Origin of the sequence: Rhodococcus sp. 05-339-2 (assembly GCF_002258965.1) — a bacterium.
Lineage (GTDB): Bacteria > Actinomycetota > Actinomycetes > Mycobacteriales > Mycobacteriaceae > Rhodococcoides.
This window is the reverse complement of sequence record NZ_NOYW01000008.1, coordinates 433,439-455,505: the sequence shown is the minus strand read 5'-3', so window position 1 is coordinate 455,505 and position 22,067 is coordinate 433,439. Positions and strand designations below refer to the sequence as shown.

Annotated in this window: 25 protein-coding genes; 12 read left to right on the top strand and 13 right to left on the bottom strand. The window is 65.7% G+C overall.

Features of this window, described 5'->3' with window-relative positions; genetic code table 11:
- Positions 1 to 73: 73 nt before the first annotated feature.
- Entirely contained in the window at positions 74 to 1,354 is a 1,281-nt protein-coding gene (locus CH273_RS08510; protein WP_032393993.1) for an MFS transporter, read from the bottom strand.
- 78 nt (positions 1,355 to 1,432) lie between these two features.
- On the opposite strand from CH273_RS08510, the gene aroQ reads away from it, so the two are divergent.
- The 5 genes from aroQ (at position 1,433) to CH273_RS08485 (ending at position 5,802) form a co-directional block, all read left to right on the top strand.
- The gene (aroQ, locus tag CH273_RS08505) at positions 1,433 to 1,912 is read left to right on the top strand and encodes a type II 3-dehydroquinate dehydratase (RefSeq protein ID WP_045199075.1); all 480 of its coding nucleotides are present in this window, start codon (positions 1,433 to 1,435) and stop codon (positions 1,910 to 1,912) included.
- Between the two features lie 62 nt (positions 1,913 to 1,974).
- Positions 1,975 to 2,724: a DsbA family protein gene (locus CH273_RS08500; RefSeq protein ID WP_230596620.1), complete on the top strand. Its 750-nt coding sequence runs from the start codon at positions 1,975 to 1,977 to the stop codon at positions 2,722 to 2,724.
- A 19-nt stretch (positions 2,725 to 2,743) separates the two neighbouring features.
- Positions 2,744 to 3,316 (top strand): vitamin K epoxide reductase family protein, encoded by a 573-nt coding sequence (locus CH273_RS08495; protein ID WP_032393990.1) that lies wholly within the window; start codon positions 2,744 to 2,746, stop codon positions 3,314 to 3,316.
- A 119-nt stretch (positions 3,317 to 3,435) separates the two neighbouring features.
- The gene (locus CH273_RS08490) at positions 3,436 to 4,974 is read left to right on the top strand and encodes a C40 family peptidase (protein ID WP_032393989.1); all 1,539 of its coding nucleotides are present in this window, start codon (positions 3,436 to 3,438) and stop codon (positions 4,972 to 4,974) included.
- A 36-nt stretch (positions 4,975 to 5,010) separates the two neighbouring features.
- Positions 5,011 to 5,802 (top strand): acyl-[acyl-carrier-protein] thioesterase, encoded by a 792-nt coding sequence (locus CH273_RS08485; RefSeq protein ID WP_371828352.1) that lies wholly within the window; start codon positions 5,011 to 5,013, stop codon positions 5,800 to 5,802.
- On the opposite strand, the gene CH273_RS08480 is transcribed toward CH273_RS08485, so the two are convergent.
- From CH273_RS08480 to CH273_RS08450, 7 genes are all read right to left on the bottom strand, one after another.
- Positions 5,706 to 7,157, bottom strand: a complete 1,452-nt coding sequence (locus CH273_RS08480) for an AMP-binding protein (RefSeq protein WP_032393988.1) — start codon at positions 7,155 to 7,157, stop codon at positions 5,706 to 5,708. The two genes, CH273_RS08485 and CH273_RS08480, sit on opposite strands and share 97 nt — an antisense overlap.
- Complete coding sequence (locus CH273_RS08475) at positions 7,147 to 7,773, bottom strand: energy-coupling factor transporter transmembrane component T family protein (protein WP_032393987.1); 627 nt, start codon at positions 7,771 to 7,773, stop codon at positions 7,147 to 7,149. Before CH273_RS08475 ends, CH273_RS08480 begins: the two co-directional genes overlap by 11 nt.
- A complete protein-coding gene (locus CH273_RS08470; protein WP_032393986.1) occupies positions 7,770 to 8,450 on the bottom strand; it encodes an energy-coupling factor ABC transporter ATP-binding protein in 681 nt (226 codons plus the stop codon). Before CH273_RS08470 ends, CH273_RS08475 begins: the two co-directional genes overlap by 4 nt.
- A gap of 10 nt (positions 8,451 to 8,460) precedes the next feature.
- Positions 8,461 to 9,594, bottom strand: coding sequence for a thiolase family protein (locus CH273_RS08465; RefSeq protein ID WP_032393985.1), 1,134 nt, complete (start codon positions 9,592 to 9,594; stop codon positions 8,461 to 8,463).
- Positions 9,591 to 10,712 (bottom strand): AMP-binding protein, encoded by a 1,122-nt coding sequence (locus tag CH273_RS08460; protein WP_032393984.1) that lies wholly within the window; start codon positions 10,710 to 10,712, stop codon positions 9,591 to 9,593. The genes CH273_RS08465 and CH273_RS08460 overlap by 4 nt, the downstream gene beginning before the upstream one ends.
- On the bottom strand, positions 10,709 to 11,260 hold the full coding sequence (locus CH273_RS08455) for a biotin transporter BioY (protein ID WP_179272889.1): 552 nt from the start codon (positions 11,258 to 11,260) through the stop codon (positions 10,709 to 10,711). The genes CH273_RS08460 and CH273_RS08455 overlap by 4 nt, the downstream gene beginning before the upstream one ends.
- Before the next feature lie 151 nt (positions 11,261 to 11,411).
- A complete protein-coding gene (locus CH273_RS08450) occupies positions 11,412 to 13,433 on the bottom strand; it encodes an HNH endonuclease signature motif containing protein (protein WP_143546190.1) in 2,022 nt (673 codons plus the stop codon).
- Positions 13,434 to 13,508: 75 nt separating this feature from the next.
- Here CH273_RS08450 and CH273_RS08445 point away from each other — a divergent pair, with 75 nt between their 5' ends.
- A complete protein-coding gene (locus tag CH273_RS08445) occupies positions 13,509 to 14,018 on the top strand; it encodes a GNAT family N-acetyltransferase (protein WP_052049256.1) in 510 nt (169 codons plus the stop codon).
- On the opposite strand, the gene CH273_RS08440 is transcribed toward CH273_RS08445, so the two are convergent.
- The 3 genes from CH273_RS08440 to CH273_RS08430 form a co-directional block, all read right to left on the bottom strand.
- Positions 14,008 to 14,952, bottom strand: a complete 945-nt coding sequence (locus tag CH273_RS08440) for a CPBP family intramembrane glutamic endopeptidase (protein WP_230596619.1) — start codon at positions 14,950 to 14,952, stop codon at positions 14,008 to 14,010. The two genes, CH273_RS08445 and CH273_RS08440, sit on opposite strands and share 11 nt — an antisense overlap.
- A gap of 107 nt (positions 14,953 to 15,059) precedes the next feature.
- A complete protein-coding gene (locus tag CH273_RS08435; protein WP_032393983.1) occupies positions 15,060 to 15,311 on the bottom strand; it encodes a hypothetical protein in 252 nt (83 codons plus the stop codon).
- Between the two features lie 19 nt (positions 15,312 to 15,330).
- Entirely contained in the window at positions 15,331 to 15,972 is a 642-nt protein-coding gene (locus CH273_RS08430) for a GAP family protein (protein WP_052049254.1), read from the bottom strand.
- 66 nt (positions 15,973 to 16,038) lie between these two features.
- Here CH273_RS08430 and CH273_RS08425 point away from each other — a divergent pair, with 66 nt between their 5' ends.
- From CH273_RS08425 to CH273_RS08415, 3 genes are read left to right on the top strand one after another with little or no spacing between them, the layout of a single operon-like run.
- Positions 16,039 to 16,644 carry a TetR/AcrR family transcriptional regulator gene (locus tag CH273_RS08425; RefSeq protein ID WP_032393982.1) on the top strand — a complete coding sequence of 202 codons (606 nt, stop codon included), beginning with the start codon at positions 16,039 to 16,041 and terminating at the stop codon, positions 16,642 to 16,644.
- A 60-nt stretch (positions 16,645 to 16,704) separates the two neighbouring features.
- Positions 16,705 to 17,247 (top strand): GtrA family protein, encoded by a 543-nt coding sequence (locus tag CH273_RS08420; RefSeq protein WP_032393981.1) that lies wholly within the window; start codon positions 16,705 to 16,707, stop codon positions 17,245 to 17,247.
- Positions 17,234 to 17,758: a SixA phosphatase family protein gene (locus CH273_RS08415; protein ID WP_032394193.1), complete on the top strand. Its 525-nt coding sequence runs from the start codon at positions 17,234 to 17,236 to the stop codon at positions 17,756 to 17,758. The genes CH273_RS08420 and CH273_RS08415 overlap by 14 nt, the downstream gene beginning before the upstream one ends.
- A 17-nt stretch (positions 17,759 to 17,775) precedes the next feature.
- Here the strand turns inward: CH273_RS08415 and CH273_RS08410 are convergent, their stop codons facing one another.
- Complete coding sequence (locus CH273_RS08410; protein ID WP_032393980.1) at positions 17,776 to 17,976, bottom strand: hypothetical protein; 201 nt, start codon at positions 17,974 to 17,976, stop codon at positions 17,776 to 17,778.
- Between the two features lie 162 nt (positions 17,977 to 18,138).
- Between CH273_RS08410 and CH273_RS08405 the strand changes: the two genes are divergently transcribed.
- Genes CH273_RS08405 through CH273_RS08395 form a run of 3 tightly spaced genes read left to right on the top strand, consistent with a single transcriptional unit; the run spans position 18,139 to position 20,674 of the window.
- Positions 18,139 to 18,729 carry a hypothetical protein gene (locus CH273_RS08405; RefSeq protein WP_052049253.1) on the top strand — a complete coding sequence of 197 codons (591 nt, stop codon included), beginning with the start codon at positions 18,139 to 18,141 and terminating at the stop codon, positions 18,727 to 18,729.
- 35 nt (positions 18,730 to 18,764) lie between these two features.
- Complete coding sequence (locus tag CH273_RS08400; RefSeq protein ID WP_179275438.1) at positions 18,765 to 20,027, top strand: sensor histidine kinase; 1,263 nt, start codon at positions 18,765 to 18,767, stop codon at positions 20,025 to 20,027.
- Positions 20,024 to 20,674, top strand: a complete 651-nt coding sequence (locus CH273_RS08395; protein ID WP_032393979.1) for a response regulator transcription factor — start codon at positions 20,024 to 20,026, stop codon at positions 20,672 to 20,674. The genes CH273_RS08400 and CH273_RS08395 overlap by 4 nt, the downstream gene beginning before the upstream one ends.
- Before the next feature lie 10 nt (positions 20,675 to 20,684).
- Here CH273_RS08395 and CH273_RS08390 read toward each other — a convergent pair whose 3' ends face one another.
- Positions 20,685 to 22,007: an NAD(P)/FAD-dependent oxidoreductase gene (locus CH273_RS08390; protein WP_032393978.1), complete on the bottom strand. Its 1,323-nt coding sequence runs from the start codon at positions 22,005 to 22,007 to the stop codon at positions 20,685 to 20,687.
- Positions 22,008 to 22,067: the final 60 nt, after the last annotated feature.

Here is a 22,067-nt window from a genome sequence, read left to right as displayed (position 1 = left end):
CGTAGCATTTGCTTGTGTCCTACAACGATATTGGGACACCAGCATGCGCGCAGAATGCCGTCAGTGCAAAGAGTTATTTGCGCCGGATCCGGTCGCGCACCTCACGCATCGTGTGCGGATGAATTCCCTCGGCCGCGAGCACCCGTCTGGTCTTGCGGCGCGTGAGCAGAACTCCGGTGATCGCGATGATCCACACCGGGAACTGCACGAGCAATGCGACCCGGAAGCTGTCGAACGTGTAGCCACCCATCGCGTCGAGAATCCATCCGATCCCCGCGATCACCAACAGTGACGCCAGGAAGCCGCCGATGTTCACCATCCCCTGAGCCGTCCCCAGGTTGGCGCTCGGATTGAACGTGCGGGCGAGGTCGAAACCGATCACCGAACCGGGACCACCAACGGAGATCACCACCACGAGCAGCACCAGCAACCACAGCGGCGCAGGCCCGGGAAGCGACAGCACGATGGCCCACATCGCGGCGTTGCTGATCATGATCGCCAGCACCAGCCACGACCGCCGCATCGGGTAACGCCCGGTGAGGAGCCCGACCACGATGCCCGACACCACCGCGGCCGCCACCGACACCGTCAGCAACGCTCCGGCCGTCGACGCCGACAGGCCCTGCGCCGACGTCAGATACGGCACACCCCACAGCAACGCGAAGACCGTGATCGAGAACTGGGTGCCCATGTGCGAGAAGAAGCCGAGCCGCGTGCCGGGCCGTCGCCACACCTCGGCGATGGAGGCGAGGGTCTGGCGCAACGTCGTCGGCTCGAACACGGGGGCAGCTCCGTCGTCGGGCCGATCTCGGACGAGCGCGAGAACCAGCACCAGGGCAAGCAGCCCGAGCGCCGCTGCGCTGCCGAACGCGAACGTCCAGCCGGGTCCGTTCAACAGAATCAGGAACGGGACCGCCGAGAGCACCTGGCCGAGCTGGCCCAGCAGACCCGTCAGCTGCGAGACGATCGGTACTCGCCGGGGCGTGAACCAGCGCGGCACCAATCGCAGCACCGAGATGAAGGTGAGCGCATCGCCCACGCCGACGAACGCTCGCGCGGCCACGGCGACGGGGAGCGATTCGGTGAGCGCCAGCGTGATCTGAGCCGTCGCCATGATCAGCGCGCCCGCGGCGATCATCTTCCGCGAACCGATGCGATCCAGCAGTACCCCGGCCGGGATCTGCATCCCCGCGTACACGACCACCTGCAGCACCACGAACGACGACAGCAGGGACGGCGACACCGAGAACCGATCGGCCGCACTCAGGCCCGCGACGCCGAAGGACGTCCGATGCAGCACCCCGACGATGTAGGCGAAGACACCGATGCCCCACACCACCCACACTGTTCTCACGCGGTCACTGTCCTCACGCGGTCACTACCTTCACGCGGTCGCTGCCTTCACCGGACGATTGTGTCAACCCGCTGTGAAATGATCGGACTCGGTAGTACCCGAAGCAGGAAAAGGAGTGACGTCGTGGCCAAGCAGGTGTTGGTGCTCAACGGTCCGAATCTGAACATGCTCGGAACCAGGCAGCCCGAGGTGTACGGCCACGCCACCCTCGCCGACGTCGTCACCCTGTGCGAGAAGACCGGTGCCGAGCACGGTCTCACCGTCCGGGCCGAGCAGTCCAACCACGAGGGTCAGATCATCGACTGGATCCACGAGGCCCGCGGGGTGGCGTCGGGCATCGTCATCAATCCGGGCGGGTTGACGCATACGTCCGTGGCGCTGCGCGACGCGCTCGTGATCCCGGAGGTGCCGATCATCGAGGTGCACATTTCCAACGTGCACGCCCGCGAGGAATTTCGGCATCACTCCTTCGTCTCCCCCATTGCCAGCGGCGTCATTGCCGGGCTCGGGATCGACGGATACCGGTTCGCCATCCAACGACTCGCATCCCTGGTCTGACGTATCTGGGCTGACGCCGGCTCTCATCCGGCACTCAGGATCGACTGCCTAAACTGGTCGCCGTGAACACGAGCAAGAACGTCTCCAAAGACATCAAGGCCATGCAGAACGGCGACAAGAATCGTCGGACTCTCGTTCAGGTGGTCGTCGCAGTCGTTCTGATCGCGCTCGTGGCGGCAATCGCTCTCTTCATCGTCAACCGAGATTCCACGTCGGGGGATGCATCGGCCGCCGGCTCCAGCGGGTCGACCGGTGCCCAGCTCACCCCCACGTCGCTTACGGACGACGGTGCCATCCGCTTCGGCAATCCCGACGCCACCACCGTCATCAGCGTCGTCGAGGACTTCCAGTGCCCGGCGTGCAAGAACTTCGAGTCCGTCAGCGGATCGACGTTGCAGCAGCTGGCCGATGCAGGCAATGTCGCCGTCGACTACCGGCCCATCTCCATTCTCGACCGGTTCTCGAACGGAACCATGTACTCGACCCGCGCGGCCAGTGCGTCGATCTGCGTCGCCGAGAACGACCGCGACAACTGGATGGACTGGCACACCGCCATGTTCGAGCAGCAGCCGTCCGAGGGCGGTACCGGACTGACCGACGACGAACTCGTCGCGATCGCCGCCGCTGCAGGTGCCGACTCCCCCGCCGTCGCGTCGTGCATCACCGACGGCAGCTACACCGATTGGGTCACCACCCAGACACAGTCGGTCCTCGGCGAAGGCATCAACGGAACACCGAACGTACGGGTCAACGGCACCGACATCGCCAACCCGACGCCGGAGAACATTCTCACCGCCGCCGCCGGTAGCTGAGCAGCATCCGACGACCGACATGAGAACCCGCGCTGGTGCCGCTGTCTTCACCCTGTTCAGCGCTCTCGGCTTGCTCGCAGCGCTGACGCTGACGATCGAGCGATTCAAACTGCTCGAGGACGCGTCGTACGTCCCGTCGTGCAGTCTGAATCCGGTGCTCTCGTGCGGGTCGGTGATGGTGACGAAACAGGCTGCGCTGTTCGGTTTTCCGAACCCCATCCTCGGTATCGTCGCGTTCTCCGTTGCGCTCGTCGCCGGGGTGCTGTGGCTCGGCCGCGTCGAACTGCCGCATTGGTTCTGGCTCGGCATGAGCGGCGGCCTGCTGCTCGGTGAAGTGTTCGTGCACTGGCTGATCTTCGAGAGCCTGTACGAGATCAACGCCCTGTGCCCGTACTGCATGGTGGTCTGGGCGGTGACGATGCCGTTGTTCGTGCTGGCTCTGAGCCGACTGATCGGCTCCGGACCGAACAACGGCGGCACCGTCGGCCGCCTCTTCCTCGAATGGCGGTGGACGCTGCTCGCGGTGTGGTACGCAATCGTCGTCGCGCTCATCGGAATCCGCTTCTCGGACTACTGGGCATCCCTGTTCTGACAGTTTCGCAAAACTCATGAGTCGAACGTCTGCACCGTGCATGATGGGAGCAGCACCCGAGTGAGCCTGATCACAGCCACTGGCTCGGGGAAGGTCGTTCGAGTAGCAGGAGTCGATACATGGCAGGCGATCCATTCGCAGTCATCGTTGCCGTCATCGTGTCCGCCGCCGGAGTTGTCGCCGGAACCGACGCCCCGGCTCCGATTCCCGATCAGGCGGTGAAGGATCAGGCGGCCGCGATTGCCGCCGATGCCGAGGATCAGGCGAACACGATGAGTGATCAGTGGACCGAACTCCTGGGGACCCTGCCCGAACCTGCCGCCGACATCGCCGACCGCACCCTCTCCGACGCCGCCGAGGGCATACACACCGCCGCCGAACCGATGCTCCCCGATCTGCCGACGGTGGAAGACATCGAAGCAGCCGACGCGGAGGCGGCAGGCGCAGAAGCAGCAGGCACGGATACGGCCGAGGGTTCTGCGGTACCGACCGACCCGACGGCTGTTGCCGCCCTGCCCGCCGCACTGTCGACCACGTCGACTGCCGGTTCCCCCTCTGCGCCACTGCCGTTCAGTGTGTTCTCGTCGAATGCGGTGTCCACCACCGCAGCCGCCCTCGGGGCGGGTGCCGTTCAATTCGCCGGCCGGACGTACACCGCCGCCGACATCGCCACCCAGACCGCGTTCATGGCGTCGGCCGAGGCCATTCGGCGTGCGCTGTTCCCCGGTCAACCCGCCACGTTCACCGGCATCAACGTGGGCCCGATCGGTTTGGGTGCAGTGGGAGCCATCACGGCCTTCGTGCCGTGGCTGCAGAAGGCAGGCAACATCTGCGGCGGCGTCAAGGCGACGACCATCGCGGCACTGTATGCCGCCGAGAACGGCTTTCGACACGGCCCGACCGCTCCGGTCTCGAGCACCGGCGCGCAGGGACCGGGGCAGTTCATGCCCGGCACATGGGCCACGTACGGCAAGGACTACGACGGCAACGGCGTCGCCGACGTCAACAGCATCGGTGATTCGGTGATGGCGTCGGGCACACTGCTGTGCGATATCTACGGACAGGTCGACGGGTGGAAGCGGGAGGGCAAGGTGTCCGGTGACACCTTGGATCTGACCCTGGCCGGATACAACGCAGGCGCAGGGGCTGTATTGCGATCGGGCGGCATGCCCTCGGGCACATTCGATTACGAGACGCAGACCAAGCCGTACGTCTCTCGCATCCGAGCGACCGAAGCGCAGTTCGCCGCGATCCTGACGCCCTTCGCCGGACTCGACCTCACCGGAATCGGCGGCCGATCGGTGCAGTTGGCGATGGACTACCTGGGACTGCCGTACGTATGGGGCGGCGGAAACATCAACGGGCCGTCCGGCGGTGGATTCGACTGCTCAGGCCTGACGTCGTATGCCCTGTACAAGGCCTCGGGCGGGAAAGTGACACTGCCCCGCACCTCGGAAACCCAGTGGAACGTGGGCACCGAGGTCCCGATGGAGCTCGCGCAACCGGGCGACCTGCTGTTCGGAAACTTCGGCCCAGCCGGGCCGGGTCACGTGGCGATCTACATGGGAAACGGGCAGATGGTGCACGCTCCCACCACCGGAGACGTGGTGCGTGTGGCACCGGTGTTCGACGGCATGCGGGCCCGGCACATCGTCTGACAGTGCACATTCGGCCTGTCCGCGTACAGTGCCATCGTGACCAATGCACGCGTGGAACCGGCAGGCTTCGACGACGAACTGGCACCGGAGCCGCCGCCCGGTGAGGGTTTCGAGGCCAGCTGGCCGGTGCGGACCGGCGACATCGATCCGAACAACCGACTGCGGTTCGACGGCGTTGCCCGCTACCTGCAGGACATCGGCACCGACAACCTCGATGCCACACCGTTGGGCAAGACCGATCCGATGTGGATCGTGCGACGCACCGTCATCGACGTCTTCGAGCCGATCCACTTCCCGGACCGCGTCCATATGCGGCGCTGGTGTTCCTCGATGTCGACGCGATGGTCCAACATGCGGGTGGCACTGACGACACCGAAGGGTGGGCGCATCGAGACCGAGGGCTTCTGGATCAACATCAGCAAGGACACCGGAATGCCGACCCGCATCAGTGACGGCGCACTGGAAATGCTGGGACGCACCACCGATCAGCACCGGTTGCGATGGAAGGCGTGGTTGACCGAGCCGGTGCAGGCCGAATCGCCGACCGACCTCGAATTTCCTTTGCGTGCAACCGATATCGATCCGTTCAACCACCTCAACAACGCTGTCTACTGGCATGCGATCGAGGAGTTGCTGGTGGACGTGCCCGAGCTGGCTGCCGCGCCGCACCGAGCCGTCATCGAATACCTGAGCCCGGTGTTGGCGAACGAGCGTGTCACTCTGCGCCACCGCTACGACGGAGGGGCGCTCACCGTCTGGTTCGTCGTCACAGGAGCATCGGGCGAGCCGACGGTGCGCACCGTGGCCAAGGTTGCCGCCAGAGCCTGACGATCGAGCTTGCCGCGCGGCGTACGCGGCAGGCTGTCCACGATGGCGAGCACCACCGGCAGGCTGGGACCCGGCAGTACGGTGCGTAGGTGCCGGCGAATCCGAGCCACCGATATCGGATCGTTCTGCGCCACAACGACTCCGGCCGCAGGTTCCTCGCCGGTTCGGTCGTGGGGCAACCCGACCACCCCGGCCTCGAGCACACCGGGAACTGCGAGCAGGGCTGCCTCGATGGGAGTCAACTCCACCGTGAGACCGGCCCGGACGATCGTCTCGCTGCCGCGGCCGCGCAAGGTCAGGCGACCGTCGTCGACTCTGCCGCGATCGCCGACCGTCATCCATCCGTTTCTGTCCGGACCGTTCGTCAGGGTCGTGTGGTCTCCCACTCGGCTCAGATAGCCGTCGAACAGCATGTCGCTGCGGACGTACAGCAGCTCGTCCCTGATCTCGATCTCGACCCCGTCGAACACCTGCCCACTGATTTCTGCGCCATCGCGTTCACTTCGGTCGTAGGACACGAAACTCAGCTCGGACGCCCCGTAGAAGTGTGTCAGCCCTGCGTTGGGCAGTACCGCCGCCAGCGCTGCCCTACCCGATTCCGCCCACCGCGCCGCAGACGAGAGCACCTCACGGACACTCGCCGATCGCACTCCCGAACGAGCGATGTCCCAGGCAATGGTCGGGACCGAATACAGATGAGTCGCAGCATCTTCGAGCGCAGCTGTCGGCTCCCGCAGGTCGACCGTCGCACCCCTGGTCAGCCCGTGCAACGCACCGTAGAGGAAGTGCGTGTGATCGAGAGTGCCGGGCGCGGACACCCGATCCCCCGGACCGAGATCGAACAGGGCATCGGAGCGATCCAGCGTCGCCGCCCACGACGCCTGATTGCGCACGAACAACTTGGGCGGACCGGTGGTTCCGGAGGTGACGCCCACGAGCAACTCCGATTTCGGTGTGGGCGTGGCGATGATTTCGGTGGTCCCGAGTGCAAGACCGTCCGGTGCGACCACGTTGCCTGCACCCCAACCATGCAACCGCCCGTGCCGACGCGGATGCGCGACAATCAGCGAGGGCCGGCACACCGCCATGGCGTCGGCGAATTCATGAGCCAACAGATGTCGATGCAGCAGAACGACACTCACCCCGGCACGCATCGCCGCGACGACGACCACCAAGGATCCGATATCCGACGTCGGCAGCACCGCGATGCGACTCGTGCCCGCCAACGAGCCCGCGGTGCGTTCCACCGCACCCCAGAATTCGCGATAGGAGATCTCCCCGGTCGCATCGACGACCGCCGCCTCGGGACTGTCGGAATGCCGCGCTATTCGGGCGGCGAGCAACTCACTCCTCATCGTCTCTTCTCACGTCATCGTCATCGACACCGCGCGCGACGAGCGCGTCTCCCATAGCGTCGGCGGTACGGAGAGCACGCACCAGGACCGGGGTTGCCAGCGCCGTCATCGACCACTGCAGTCCGCGTGCCTTACGCGCCTGCGACACCTCCTGCACGATGGACGCGAGCAGCGGGATGCACCGAATGGCGAGAGCCAGGAGCAGTCCGATGCGATCCGGATCGACGCCGAAGCGTCGGACGGGACCGAGCGCCCCGGTGACGGTATCGAGCATGTCGGTCACCCGGGTGGTGAGGGTGACCAGAGCCGCCAGAGCAACGGAGATCACCAGCACCCCACACACCACCACAGCCCGCTGCCAGGTAGTGATGATCACCTGGAACACACCGATGATCAACAGCATCCACAGCACCGGACGTAGTTGCGCCAGTGCCACTTTCGCCGGAATGCGAGCCACTGCGAACAACGCCGCGACCAGCAACGCCACCACACCTACTTCGAGCGGAGTGCGCGCGAAGATCACCGTCGCCAGGATCGCGACGATCAGTGCCAGCAACTTCGATCCCGGGCTCATCCGGTGCAGCAGCGAGGTCCCGGGCCGGTAGAGACCGATCATCCGATCAGCTCTCGGTAGGCCGGAACGGCCGCGGCGGGAGCCCCGTCGAATGCGACACGCCCGTCGTCGATGACGATGACGCGCTCGAAGCTGTCCAACAGTGCCAGTTGGTGGGTCACGACGATGACTTGCTGATCCATCGAATCCAGAGCCTGCGCGACGACGCGACCATTGCGCAGATCGAGCAGCGTTGTCGGTTCGTCCGCAACGACCACCTCCGGCCGTCGGATGAGGACTGCGCCGATGGCGAGCAGCTGCTTCTGTCCACCCGAGAGCAGGTGCGCCGGATGGTCGCGGTGCCGATCCAGACGGAACCGGACCAGAATTTCGTCCACCCGCTCGGCCACCTCGGCCTTGCTCAGGCCGGACCTGCGCAACGAGAAAGCGAGATCCTCTGCGACCGTGGGCATCACGATCTGCGAATCGGGATCGGTGAACACGAAGCCGACCTTCTTGCGAACCTGCGCACCCTTCTTCGCGGCATCGACGCCGTCGACCGTGACGCGGCCGGTATCGGGCTTGATCAGACCGTTGATCATCCGGGCGAGCGTCGACTTGCCCGAGCCGTTGGATCCGATGATGCCGATGCGCCGCTCGTCGAACTCGAGGTCGATGCCGCAGAGCACCTGCCGTTCCCCGAACGAGTGCGAAATGTTCTCGAACCTGACCGTACTCATACAACCTCGCTCATGTTGCTCGCTCCACCAGCATCGCTATCCCTTGCCCGCCGCCGATGGCGCAGGCCGCCAGGCCCAATGCCGGTCCTCCGGGTTGCAGCATTCGAGATGCCAACCGTACCAGTAGAATTGCGCCCGACGCTCCCCACGGGTGCCCCATGGCGATGGCCCCACCCTCCGGACAGATGAGACCTTCGTCGAGGCCCAATTCGTCCGAGACCGCGAGCACCACCGACGCGAACGCCTCGGTGATCTCGACGGTGTCGATATCGGCGATGCGCACCCCGGTGCGGGCGAGCAGTTTCTCGATCGCCGGCACCGGACCCAGTCCCGGAAGAGCCGGGTCGGACCCTGCGACCGCGCTACCGAGGATGCGCAACGCCGGCATCCCGGCTGCGCGCTCGGCCGTGGTGACGGCCAGAATCGCTGCGCCGTCGGATATTCCGCAGGAGTTGCCCGCGGTGACGGTGCCGTCGGAGGTGAAGGTGGGGCGCAGCCTCCCGAGCCGCTGAGCGGTCATGTTGGGGCGGATACGCTCGTCGGTTGCGACGTCGTTCACGGTGACGATCTCGGCCGAGAAGTCGCAGACCGCCGCGCGCGCGAAGGACTGTGCCGCGTAGGCATCTTGGCGCTCGCGTCCGATACCGCGGATTCGCGCGAGGTCGTCCGCCGCCACGCCCATGTCCGGGTCCGCGAAGCCGGGTGGCGCGAACGGCGCTCGCGTGTAGCGGACGGGTGCTTCACCGTCGACCGGTGGCCAGAATCGCCACGGACTGGTGCTGGCAGATTCGACGCCACCGGCCAGAATCAGTGTCTCGTCGCCGCTGCGGATGCGCGACGCGGCCTGCACGACGGCGTCGAGTCCGGATCCGCACTGCCGATCGACGGTGACACCTGGAACGTCGAGACCGAGACCCGCGAGCAGCGCCGAGACACGTGCGACGTCGCCGCCGGGACCGAGGCAGTTGCCGAGGATCACGTCGTCGATCGGGATGTCGAGTGAGCCGACCTCTGCCGCAACAGCTTTGAGCACAGGAGCGGCCAACTCGGGGGCGGTGACATCGGCGAAGCCATGCCCGGCGATACCGATTGCCGTGCGTTTCGCCGCAACTATCACGGGCGCATGCACAGCAGGGATCGTCATTGCAGGGCCGTTCCCTGCAATGCCCCTCGCGCGATCTTGCCGCTCGAGGTGCGGGGCAGTTGCTCCACCACCGTCCACCGTCGCGGCAGTGCTTCCTTGGCCATGATCGTGCGCGCGTCGGCGCGAACGAGATCGAGGTCGCGGGTTCCGTCGAGTTCGACTATGGCAGAGACTGTTTCGCCGAGAACCGCGTGCGGTGTGCCGATCGCTGCCACAGCTCGGACGCCGTCCAGTGCGGTCAGGATGTTCTCCACGTCCTCGGCGATCACGGTGGTTCCGCCCACGTTGATCGCTGCATCCCCGCGGCCGTGGACGAGGAGTTCGGAGCCGTTCAGTTCGGCCAGATCACCGACGCCGAACCAATCGCGCGCACCCAGTGCAGCGTACGGCGATCGAACGAACAGGTACCCGTCCTCGGTGCGTGCTTCGACGTCACGGAGCAGCCTCAGTGACGAGTGCTCGCCCACGACTCGTGCCGCCACCAGCGACAGCTCCGCCGAGCCGTAGTACTCGACCAGCCTGATGTCCTGCGCCGAGATCGTCTGCGCGGCAGCATCGTCGAGACCGGCACCGGCAGCGACGGCAACCCTCGCGTGAGGCATCCGGTGGAGGACGTCACGGAGTACCGCAGGCACCGCATGAACGGCAGTGGCCTGCGCAGGATCGTCGGTGATGCACGCCCCCAGCCACAGTGCGTGCACCGCGGCGAACAGGTGCATCGTGGCGTGCAGCGGTCCGGTGATCAGCACGGTGTCGGTCCGTCGGATACCGGAGATGGCGGTGAACTCCGAGAAGCTGTCGACCCACGACGCGACGGTGCGAGCGAGCGGTTTCGGGCGACCGGTGGAGCCCGAGGTCGCCACCAGCAGGAACGCGTCGGGACTCTGCTCGTCGGCACGTTCCGGCCTGATGGCCGGATCCTCGACCCGCACCGCACTGCCCTGCCTGGCCGCCGCGAACACACAGATCAACGCCTCGGGCAGATCGAGCGCCGATGCATCGTGCACCGGGAGGTGAGGCCACTGCTCGACGGCTGCGTCGAGGTCCGTGTACGTGAGCACGCGACCCGCCCGGACGATCGCGGTGCCGTTGCCTCGACCTCCCAGCTCGAGGGTCACGCCTTGATCAGGCCCGGGTACGCACGGTGGACGCTCTTGGCGACGACGGTGGCGACGACGACCTTGGCGATGTCACCGGGCAGGAACGGTCCGTTGGACGTGACGGCGGCCCAGAGTCCGACATCGGTGCGCAGAACGAGCCCGATGATGCCGAATGCGTAGACGACCAGGATTCCGCCGACCGCGTTGATCAGCAGGCCGAGCACGATCGAGTACTTGGGCAGGATTCGCGCAGTGAGCAGGCCGATCAGGAATGCAGCCGGGATCCAGCCGACGAGGTACCCGACGGTGGGCCCGGCCACCGCTGCGAGGCCGGTACGCCCGCCCGCCAGCAACGGCAGACCGATCATCGTCAGGGCGAGGAACACCAGGACCGCCGCCGTGCCCTTGCGGGGTCCGAGGATGGCACCCGACAGGATGATGCCGAGGGTCTGCAGGGTGATGGGCACACCCGAGAATCCGACCGTGATTGATCCCGGCAGGCCGAGCGCGGCGATGAGTGCTGCGAACACTGCGATCTGCGCCATGTCGCGGGCCGAGACGTTCATTCGCCCGACCTTACGGCTCGGCCGGCGAGTACTGCGGTCTACATCTGACACGGGTGGCTCCTCGAGGAGTGGGACGGTGACCTGCCCCAGAGACTTGAACGGCGTTCAAGGTAGCAGGCCAGCGGCCTGTGCCACACCGGCACGGTGTTGTTCAGAATGGCGGAGGGTCGTATCGGGTGCGGTCGTACCGAACACGCGCATGGACGACACGACAGTGCTCGAGGTAGGCCCGCCTCTTCCCCGCGAGCTTCTCCCTCTCGTTTTCCGTTGCTGCACAACGAAAGTCGTCGAGTGTCGGCGGTGCACACCCGCCGTACTCGAGCTCCCAACGGGTGGGTTCGGCCGGGGACACCGACGTCCCGGCCGATGTACTTTTTCGACGGCGGCGGTGGCGTCGGAGAGGCGAGGCGATCGAGAAGTCCGGCAACGAGACCGCACGTAGACCGACAGAGTTCGACCACAGAATCGCCCCTCCGGCGAGCATCGCCGCCGACCACGCCCCCGAGGTCTTCGCCTGATGATGGAAGACGCACACCGGCTGAAGATTGGTCACGATCGTCCAGCCGCCGCGCTCGGGATCGTCGTGATCGAACGGAACCAGATGATCGATCTGGCACCGAGCCGACGGCACGTCGCAATTCGGAAACGTACAGGTGCGATACGCAGCCCTAACGAACGCGACGACGCGGGCACCGGGCCGATACGTCACCGCCGACTGCGACGGAGCCGATTCGCCGCCATGACCGTCGGGAAAGATGCCGCGAGCACGCTCGGGCTGATCGTCAATCCATGCAAGCCACCGTGCAACGAGCCCATCGCGGACAGACTCCTCCCCCAATAGCGGGACTGCACATGGGAGGCAGTGAGCGTCCACGAGGCGCACGGACGGAAGCTCGGCGGCACCACGCACCCGGCCCATGCCGACGACCCGACGCAAAAGCGGCGGAGCCGTCGAGAACGGCCCGAACGGACTCGACACCGAACCAGACACATCGCCGCTGCGGGAGTCGGCACGGCCGGGCCCGGAGTCCGAACCACCATCGGGGCGTTCCGGGGCCGGTCCGTCGGGGCTGCACGTGCTGCCGTCGCCAGAACCGCCGCCGTCGTCAGGTCCACCGTCGCCATCCGGGCCGTCGTCATCGGGGCCACCGCTACCCTGGCCGTCGTCATCGGGGCCACCGTCGTTCGATCCGTCGTCGCCCGAATTTCTCTGGTCGGGTTTCAGCATCTCGACCAGCTCGGTGAGCAGCGCCTGCCATTTCGCGTCCGTGGCAACGATGCGCGCCACTTCGGGGTCGATGGGCGTGCCGTCGGCGAGGGTCGCGGGCTCCGAGGACAGCCCCAGCAGCGTCTCCACCGCCACCACGATCTGGAGGAGATGCCCGCGTCGAGGAGGGATATCGTCGGCAGCGCCGGCCACCTGGCAGTCGTCGCCGCGATCGCACTGACACACCAGTGAATGCTCGCCGTGCAGCAACGCCATCAGACCCGCGGCCCGCAGCGTGCCCGTCGATCGTGGGTCGCGCTTGCAGACCGTCCCGACGATCTCGACGATGAGTGCGTCCGCTTCGGCTGCTTCGAGATCGGTGATCTTCGCAATGAGCGATGCGATCCCGCCCGGACCGGTGCGGTCGATCCGCACACCGACCTCCTCGGACTTCGCGGTCTCTCGGGCCGCTGCGGCTCCGACCGGATCGGCTTTCATCCACAGCCGCCAGATCCGGTTGCGTAACGCCTGCGGACGCATCCGGCCACCCGCCGCACAGACCTCGTGCTCGATCGCTGCAATGGTCTCGTCACCGGCGCGGTGCAGCACCGAGGTGATCGTGACCACCGTCGACCAGTCGAAGCTGCCGGTCACGAAACGCAAGGCGGTCAACGGCATTCGATGCAGACGCTCCGCGACATCGTGCACAACGGACGCATCGCGACGCGTTCCGGTCATCGTCACGGCGAGATCGCACAGGGCACCGCGGACGGTCTCGCCCGGATCTCCGCCGTCGGCTTCGGCTGCTTCGAGGCGCATCTCGAGCACGTCGCAGTACGCGAGCACGGTCGCCGCCCGAGCAAGGTTCTCGTTGACACGATTGAGTGCAATGACGTCGAGAACGCCCGCGATACAGTCGTCGACCGGCGGCGTCTGCGCCACCCCCCACCCACCGTTATCGAACATGCATTCGATAGTACGAGAGGGGTCCGACAAGAAAATCCGACGAACAACACGAGCCGTAGCGGTACAACTACAACCGTGGCCGGCTACACGATTCGCGACATCCGCCCAGGCGACGAAGAACAGCTCGGTGCAGCGCACGTGGCGATCTGGAAAGCGACGTACGCGGGAATGATGAACAGAGCCAAGCTCGATGCAATCCGCCCCCGCGACCGCATCGAACGATGGGAGCAGATCATCGCCCGCCGCGACGAGCAGTCGAGCCGCGGTGTGCGGACCCGCTGCGCCGTCGAAACCAGTAGTTCACGCATCGTCGGTTTCGCCACCGGCGGACCACCACGCGACGACGATCCGCCGGCACCGACCGAACTGTGGTCACTGAACGTCGTGCCCGAGCACCACGGCACCGGAGTCGCAACAGAACTGATGGACACCGTCGTCGACCGGGAGGCATCGACATACCTGTGGGTGGCAGCGGCCAACGATCGTGCGGTGGCGTTCTACCGCAAGCATCGATTCGAGCTGGACGGCACCGAGAAATTCGACCCGATCTGGGAGTGCCGCGAAGCCCGCATGGTCAGGGCTTGACCGGCGGCTCTCGTCTGGACTCGTCGGGGTCGAGTTTCTCGGGGTTCAGGACCACCTCGGCCACCACCGGAGTCGTCTCGACGGTCGCATCGCCGTACCGAACGGCCACCGTGTTCGGCAGGAACGCCTCCAGCGCACGCGGGGTGAGCCACCACAGCAGCGCCGCGAACAGGATCAGAATGTTGATCCACTGCAGAACGGTCGCCGAATTCTCGGATGGAATCACTCGATCGAACACCTGGATGTTCATCACCAGTCCGTGGACGGCGATCAACACCCACAGCCGCCGGTAGCGGTAGAACACCCAGACCGCCGCGGCACCCCAGCACAGTGCCCACAGAAATCCGCCGCCACCGAAGTACATGTAGAGGAGGCCTCGCATCGTCGCCGACAACGCCATGATCGCCCAGATCGGGAGCCGGCCCACGAGCAGCAACACCGGTAGCGCCACCAGAATCGGCTCCTCGCGTAGACCCACTGCGAGCGCAGAAACCACAGCGAGCCAATCGGATTCGACCGAGGCCGGAACCGAGAAGCTGAATCGGACGATGTCCATGCGAGACAAGACGAGCAGCGCAGCAGACGCGGCACCGATCGCCGCGCACCAGGTGAGCGCGGCCTCGAGCGCAGTGCCACTGCGGGCGGGCCACACCGCAGGCAGCTTCCGACGCCGAACGAGACAGACGACGGCGATCGCCACGGCACCGACCGTCACCTGCGCCGCACCCACCGCCAGATCGGCCCACTGGTCCCCCATGGACAGCGTCGGTGCCGGCGCGTCGGGTTCACGGAAGCGCCACAGAGCACCCATCAGGCTCACCGAGTAGACGACGACCCAACCGGCGACCAGACCCAGGACCATCGCCGCGGTGCCGGCAGCGGTCAGACCACGCCGAGGCGAGCGAGCGAGTTCCGCGCCGACACCGGTCGTCACCAGGTCACCACCATTCCGCTCGATACAGATCGCCGAACAGCTTGTTTATCACGCCTGGGCCGAGAATTCAGTACCGTCCTTGCGATACGCGAACCGACAGGGCCCGCTCACGGTCGAGTGTCACGCTCGGATGGGTCGCACGAATCCTTGCTGCCGACGATGTCGTCCCGCAGTTCCGCGAGCAGCCCCTTCTTCGGGGTGCCGCGACGCGATTCCCATACGTCCACCATCGCGAGCACCACCAGAACACAGCCGATCGGACCGCCCTGGAACCAGAACACCTGCAGGTCCCAGAAGAACAGTGCCAGCGCCGCGCCGGCGACGATCATGACGATGCTGCGCGCATCTCGTGCATTCATCGTGTTTCCTCTCGTCGATTCAGACCAGGTTCAATTCGATCGCCGCATTCGCGGCCAGTAGTGCGCCCACCACGAGCAACACCGTTGCCGACACGTCCCCGCTCCAGCGATCCACGCGTCGCAGCAGCCTTGACGCGAGCGACGAAACACGCTCCTGCGCAGCCACTCTGGCGGCGAGTAGGACGAGGGCAGGTGAGAGTGTCACGAGCACGTACGCCGCGAGCAGCAGCGACGAGAACTCCCACCCCAATCCGGCATCACGTACCGCGTCGATCGCTGCGAAATAGGGCAGCATCGTCGCCACCTCCAACGCGCCCACCGCGACCGCGAGCAGGACCACCCCGCGAACACTCCCCGGGGGCCGCGTCCACCACGCACTGCCCGAGGCTCGCCGCCGACGGTCACAGAGCAGGCCCACGACCAGAACCACAAGACCCACCGCCAACCGAATCCGCGCGTCGCCGGGAATCGCCACGGTCGAGCCATCGGTGGCCGCCCACACCGCGATGCCGACCCCGAGGTAGAGCAGACCCACCACACCCAGATGCAGCAGAACGACACGCGCCCGGAACGACGGCCGCAGCATCATCCACAGCGGAACCGCAAGGGTCCCGACGCCGATGCTGTCCACCAGCGCGAGTCCGGTCAGCTGTATTGACACAGCTGTACCGTAACAGGATTTCAGTACAAGTGTGTGAAAACGATTTGCTCGTGCTAGAACAGACCGATGCCGAAGATCGTCGACCACGATGCGCGCCGGGCGGAGATCGTCGCCGCCGTATGGCGCGTCATCGAACGAGCAGGAATGGACGGGGCGACGGTACGCAGCGTCGCCGCCGAAGCCGGCGTGTCCCCCGGATCACTGCGGTACTACTTCTCCGACCAAGGAGAACTCGTCCTGTTCGCGGCCGAGGCCATGACGCAACGCGTCGTAGCGCGGTTGGAGGCGCACTCCACCGAGGGCGACGGCCTGGCGCGAGCTATCCGCGTCCTCGAGGAGATGCTGCCACTCGACGAGGACCGCCGCGCCGAGGCGTCGGTGTGGCTCGAAGCGATCGTGCGAGCCAGAGTCGACGAACGACTCTCCACCCTCAAGACGGCCGGGTGGTTCGGCAGCCGGTATCTGTGCCGACTCGCGTGGGCACACCTGCACGACCTCGATCGACCGAACTCCCCCGCCTTCACCTTCGACACCGCCACGCACGAACGCGCGGCTGCCGAACTGCACGCCTTCGTCGACGGACTGACGTTGCAGGCAGTGACATATCCCGAGCAACTCGCGACCGAAGAGGTCCGTCGAATGCTGCGGGACCACCTGAAAACGCGGCTCTAGGCCCTCTTCGCAGCCGCGACGAATCCGGCCCGATCCGTTACTCGAGGTAACGTCGATGGGATGCATGTGTCCGACCGCCTCACCGACCACGTTCCGCAGCGCTGGCTCGAGCCCCTCGTCAAGCACGCCGAGGCCCTCAAGTTCCTCATCGTCGGAGCGATCACCTTCGTCGTCACCGTCGTACTGTTCTTCGGCCTGAAGTGGACGATCCTGCAGGACAAGCCGGTGACAGCGAACGTTCTGGCCGTGCTGATCGCGACGATCGTGTCGTACATCCTCAACCGGGAATGGTCGTTCACAGCACGCGGCGGACGACGTCGCCACCACGAGGCAGCGCTGTTCTTCGCCGTCGCCGGAACCGGCCTGGCAATCAACCAGCTACCGCTGTGGGTGTCGAGTTACATGCTGGATCTGCGTTCGCCGAACGTGTCCTTCCTCACCGAGAACATCGCCGACTTCGTCAGCGGGTCCATCATCGGCACGTTGCTGGCAACCGCTTTCCGATGGTGGGCGATGCGCAAGTTCGTCTTCCCGGAGCAGGTGGACGTTCTTCCCGATCCCGCCGCCCTGACCGTTTACGGTGGACGGCATGGCGACCACTAGGACCCTCGTGCTGATGAGGCACGGCAAATCCGGCTACCCCGACGGAGTACCGGATCACGAACGCCCCCTGGCCGCCCGCGGCCAACGCGAGGCCGCGCTCGCGGGAGCCTGGATCGGCGAGCACGTCGGCACAGTCGACGCAGTGCTGTGCTCGACGGCTCTGCGCACCCGCGAGACCCTGGCTGCTACCGGTCTCGGCGACTTACCCACCCGCTTCGAGCGAGACATCTACGGCGGATCCGCCGACGAGATCATCGACGAGATCCGGTTGGCCGACACCTACTTCGACGACGTGACGGTATCGACCTTGCTGGTCGTCGGGCACGAACCCGGAATCCCCTGGACCGCACTCGAACTGGCGGCCGACGACGACACCGACCTGGCCCGCGAGGTGCGACACCGCTTTCCCACCTCGGCCATCGCCGTTCTGACCACCGAGGCGTCCTGGGCAGAGCTGGCCGCAGGCTCGGCAACCATCACAGAGTTCTGCATCCCGCGCGCCGATCAGTGATCAGTGCTTGTCGGTAGTCAGCGACGCCCGGCGTAGAGGTACCGAACTCCGCCTGCTGCGATGAGAAGCAGCAGGAACGCGGGGAACCCGAGCAGCCACCAGACCAGTCCCGCTACCGCCAGTACTGGCACGGCGGCGATCAATGCGATGCCGGGGTTCTCGCGCACCGTCTCCAACGCGGACTGTGCGTGCACTCTGTCGATCTTCTTGCCTGCCATCATCGACTCCCGAATTTCGTATGTCCTGTATGCGTACTTCCACAGTAGCGCGATCGCCTACGACTTTCGGTGGAGCGCCGCGTCGTACCTTCGGCCGAACCACCAGGTACGACGCCTCCGCGGGGGTATCGCAGCGGCGTCCGCTGCGGTGAGATCGGGTCCATGAACAATCCGATTCTGCTGACGATCGCGATCTGTGAGGTCGGCTTCTGGGTTCTGGTGATCGGTGGCCTGTGCCTGCGCTACGTGGCACGGATGCGGCGCGCCAGCACCGTCACCCTGGCCCTGCTCCCGGTCCTCGATCTTGTCCTCGTCGCGGCGGTGGCCCTGGATCTGCACCGAGGCGGCGACGTCGAATTCGCCCACCGCCTCGCAGGTATCTACCTCGGCTGGACCGTCGTGTTCGCGCACTCGACGGTCGCCTGGCTCGACGTGCGCTTCGCGCACCGATTCGCCGGTGGACCCGCACCGGTCAAGCCCCCGACGACCGGCCCGCAGGCCTACCGCAACGAAATCCGGGGATTCGTGAAGTGGCTCGTCGCCGCCGCCATCGCGCTGGTGATCACCTACGCATTGGCCTACACCGTGGCAGACTCGGAGCAGGCAGCAGCGCTGAAGACCGTGATCCAGCCACTGGGCGTCATCACGTTCTTCTGGTTCGTCACCGGACCGCTGTGGGTGCTGGGTTCCAAAACTGCGGGTACGAAGAGCTCGAGCTCGAAAGATGCGGCAGGAGAACGGAGTCGACTCTGATGCTGGGTGGTGCTCGGGTGCCGGCTGGTTCCAGGATGCTGCGCAGGTTCAGACCCGCGTGGCGGCCGCGCAATCCCGTGGTACTGCCGATCGAAATGCTCCTGGCCACTCTCTTCTACGCCGGATTCCAACTCTCCACCGGCACTGTCGGTGACACCCGGGACGAACTGGTCAGCAGCCCACCCCTGATCGCGGTGAGTGTCGTTGCCCTGCTGGCGATGACCGCGGTGACGTGCGTGCGCCGATCCTTTCCCGTCACGGCATACCTGTCGGTGGTGGCGATCAGCGTCGCGCTCATTCTCGTCCTGCCGGACCGGACTCTCGGGTTCACCCCGCTGTACTGGTTCGCCATCGTCGCCTTGGCAATTCGGGTGACCGGGCCACGCCTGTTCGCCCCCATCGCCGTCGGGCTGATTCTCGAAATCGCAGTCAGCGTCGACACCCGCCTGTCCTACCCGGATGCCGCGGCCGGCCCCGGTGGCACGATCGGCGTGGTCGCCGAGCAGATCGCGAACCTCGCCATCAACTACGCGGTGCTCATCGCACTGGGCAAGTACATCGCACGAAACCGCGCGCAGGAACTCGAGAGCGAGGCCGCCCTGGGCCGAGCCGAACTCGAACACCGGCAACAGCTGAATGCAGCCCTGGACAACGAACGAAGAGCCATGGCACGCGAACTACACGACGTCGCAGCCCACCACCTGACCGGCATGCTCATCCAAGCCAAGGCAACCAAGACACTCATCACGAGCAACCCCGAGCAGGCACGCGAACTACTCACCGGCGCAATCGAACACGGCCAACGGACCCTCGACAGCCTACGCCAGATCGTCGGCATACTGCGTCCAAGCGAGACGAACAACAGCAATCCGCAGCCGATGATCGCCGACCTTCCCGAACTGATCGACCAGTCACGAATGTCGTTCGGGCGCATCGACACGAGTATCCTCGCAGACAGCGATGACACCGACAGCGCGGTGCAGTTGACGTGCTATCGCGTCGTTCAGGAATCGCTGTCCAACGCCCGACGCCATGCGCCGAACTGCGATGTCTACGTCGAGGTATCCGACCTACACTCGGCCATCGAGGTGACCGTCACCAACACGCTCACGCCGGACAGCTCCGAGCTGCGCGAGTCCTCGGGTCAGGGGTTCGGCATCCCCGGAATGCGTGAGCGCACCGCACTACTCGGCGGCACCCTCGATGCAGGATCGTCCGACGACCGAACGACGTGGACCGTGCGTGCTCGACTACCTGTCGGCGGAAAGATCTCTCGACCACAGGAGATGCCGGCATGATCACCGTCCTCATCGCGGACGATCAGCCCGTCGTCCGGCAGGGATTCGAGCTGTTCCTCGCCGGCCATCCCGACATCGAGGTCGTCGGGCACGCGAGCTCGGGAAGGCATGCCGTGCAGCAGGTGTCGGCACTGCGACCGGACGTCGTACTGATGGACATCAGGATGCCGAACGGCGACGGACTGACCGCAACGCGCGAGATACTGGCACAGTTCGAGAGCGTTCGCGTCATCGTCGTCACCACGTTCGACCTCGACGAGTACGTGTTCGCAGCTCTCGACAGCGGAGCGTCCGGCTTCCTGCTCAAGGACGCCGACCCCGACGAACTCGCCGACGCGGTGGTCACCGTCGCCGACGGCGGAGCGGTGCTCTCTCCACGACTGACCCCGCGCTTGATGACAGAGTTCGCTCGCCGGGGCAGGCCCAGTCGAACCACTCCCGTTGCACCGCAACACGACCTGAGTCTGCGCGAAATGGAAGTGGTTCGACTACTTGCGGAGGGACTGGGCAACAACGAGATCGCCCGTTCACTGCAGGTCGAACAGAGCACCGTCAAGACCCACATCGGCAACATCTGCCGCAAACTCGAGGTCAATACCCGAGTGCACGTGGTGATCTGGGCCTACCGCAACGGCATCGCGACCTAGGCCCTCACAACTAGGCCGCTCTGCGCTCGTCTTCGTCGGCAGTCTCACTGGTGTGCTCCTCCAGCGAAGCGGAATGGTCGGTGTACTGGAAGTGCGGTCGCTTGTCGCCGATGTACGAGGTCATCCACGACACCACCGCAACGTAGCGGTTCCGGAAGCCGACCAGGTACATCAGGTGCACCGCGAGCCACATGATCCACGCGATCGGTCCCGACATGTCGACCTTGCCGAACAGTCGTGCCACCGCGCTGAAGCGGCCGACGATCGACATGCTGCCCTTGTCGGTGTACTCGAACGGCGTTCCCGCGTCGACCTTTCCGATGATCATCTTCGCAACGTGCCTGCCCTGCTGCATCGCCACCGGCGACTGACCGGGCAACTTGTTGAGCGACGTCACGTCGCCGATCGCGTAGATGTCCTTCGCCGAACCGACCGTCAGGTCGTCGTGCACGAGAAGCCGTCCGGCACGGTCGGTCTCACACCCGGTCCGCTCGGCGACGGTGGCCGCCAGATCACTGGCCTGCACGCCCGCCGACCAGATGACCGTCTTGGCGGCGAACGTCCTCGACGTCTTGGTGTCCACGTCCTGCACCGTCACCACGTCGTCGGCGATATCGGTGACCATGGCACCGGTGACGACGTCGACGCCCGACTTCTCGAGCTTCGTACGGGCGTACGCGCTGAGCTTGCCGCCGAACGCCGGCAGCACTTCCTTGACACCGTCGACGAGGGTCACCGTGACGTCGTCGGGATCGATGTCCGGGAACGAGCCGGCGAAGTAGCGGTGCGCGAGATCCCTGATCTGGCCTGCGAGCTCGACACCCGTCGCGCCTGCACCGACGACGACGAAGCTCAACAGCTCCTTGCGAGCAGCCGAATCGGTTGTCAGGTGCGCGGATTCGTAGCAGCTCAGAATCTGCTCACGCAGAGCGATCGCGTCGTCGACGGTCTTGAGCGCGAACGTGCGGTCCTTGAACTCGTCACGACCGAAGTACGCCTGCGTGGCTCCCGTGGCGACGATGAGACGACCGAAGCCGATGGTGTGACTCTGCCCTGCACCGATGTAGGTGACCTGGTGCGCCTCGGGATCGACATCGACGACGCGTCCGAGACGTACGTCGGCCGAGTCGTACTGCGCGAGAATACGCCTGATCGGCGGGGCGATCTCGCCCGTCGAGAGCATTCCGGTTGCGGCCTGGTAGAGCAGCGGCTGAAAGAGGTGCTCGGTGGTGCTGGAGATCAGCGAGAACGTCACACCGGCCTTGCCCAGAGACTTGGCGGCGGCCAATGCTCCGAATCCCGATCCCACGATGACGACGTCGTACGTTTGCACAGCACTTTCCTTTTCGGCTCGAGTCTTTCCCTCTACGAAGAACTACCTCCATGAAACTCC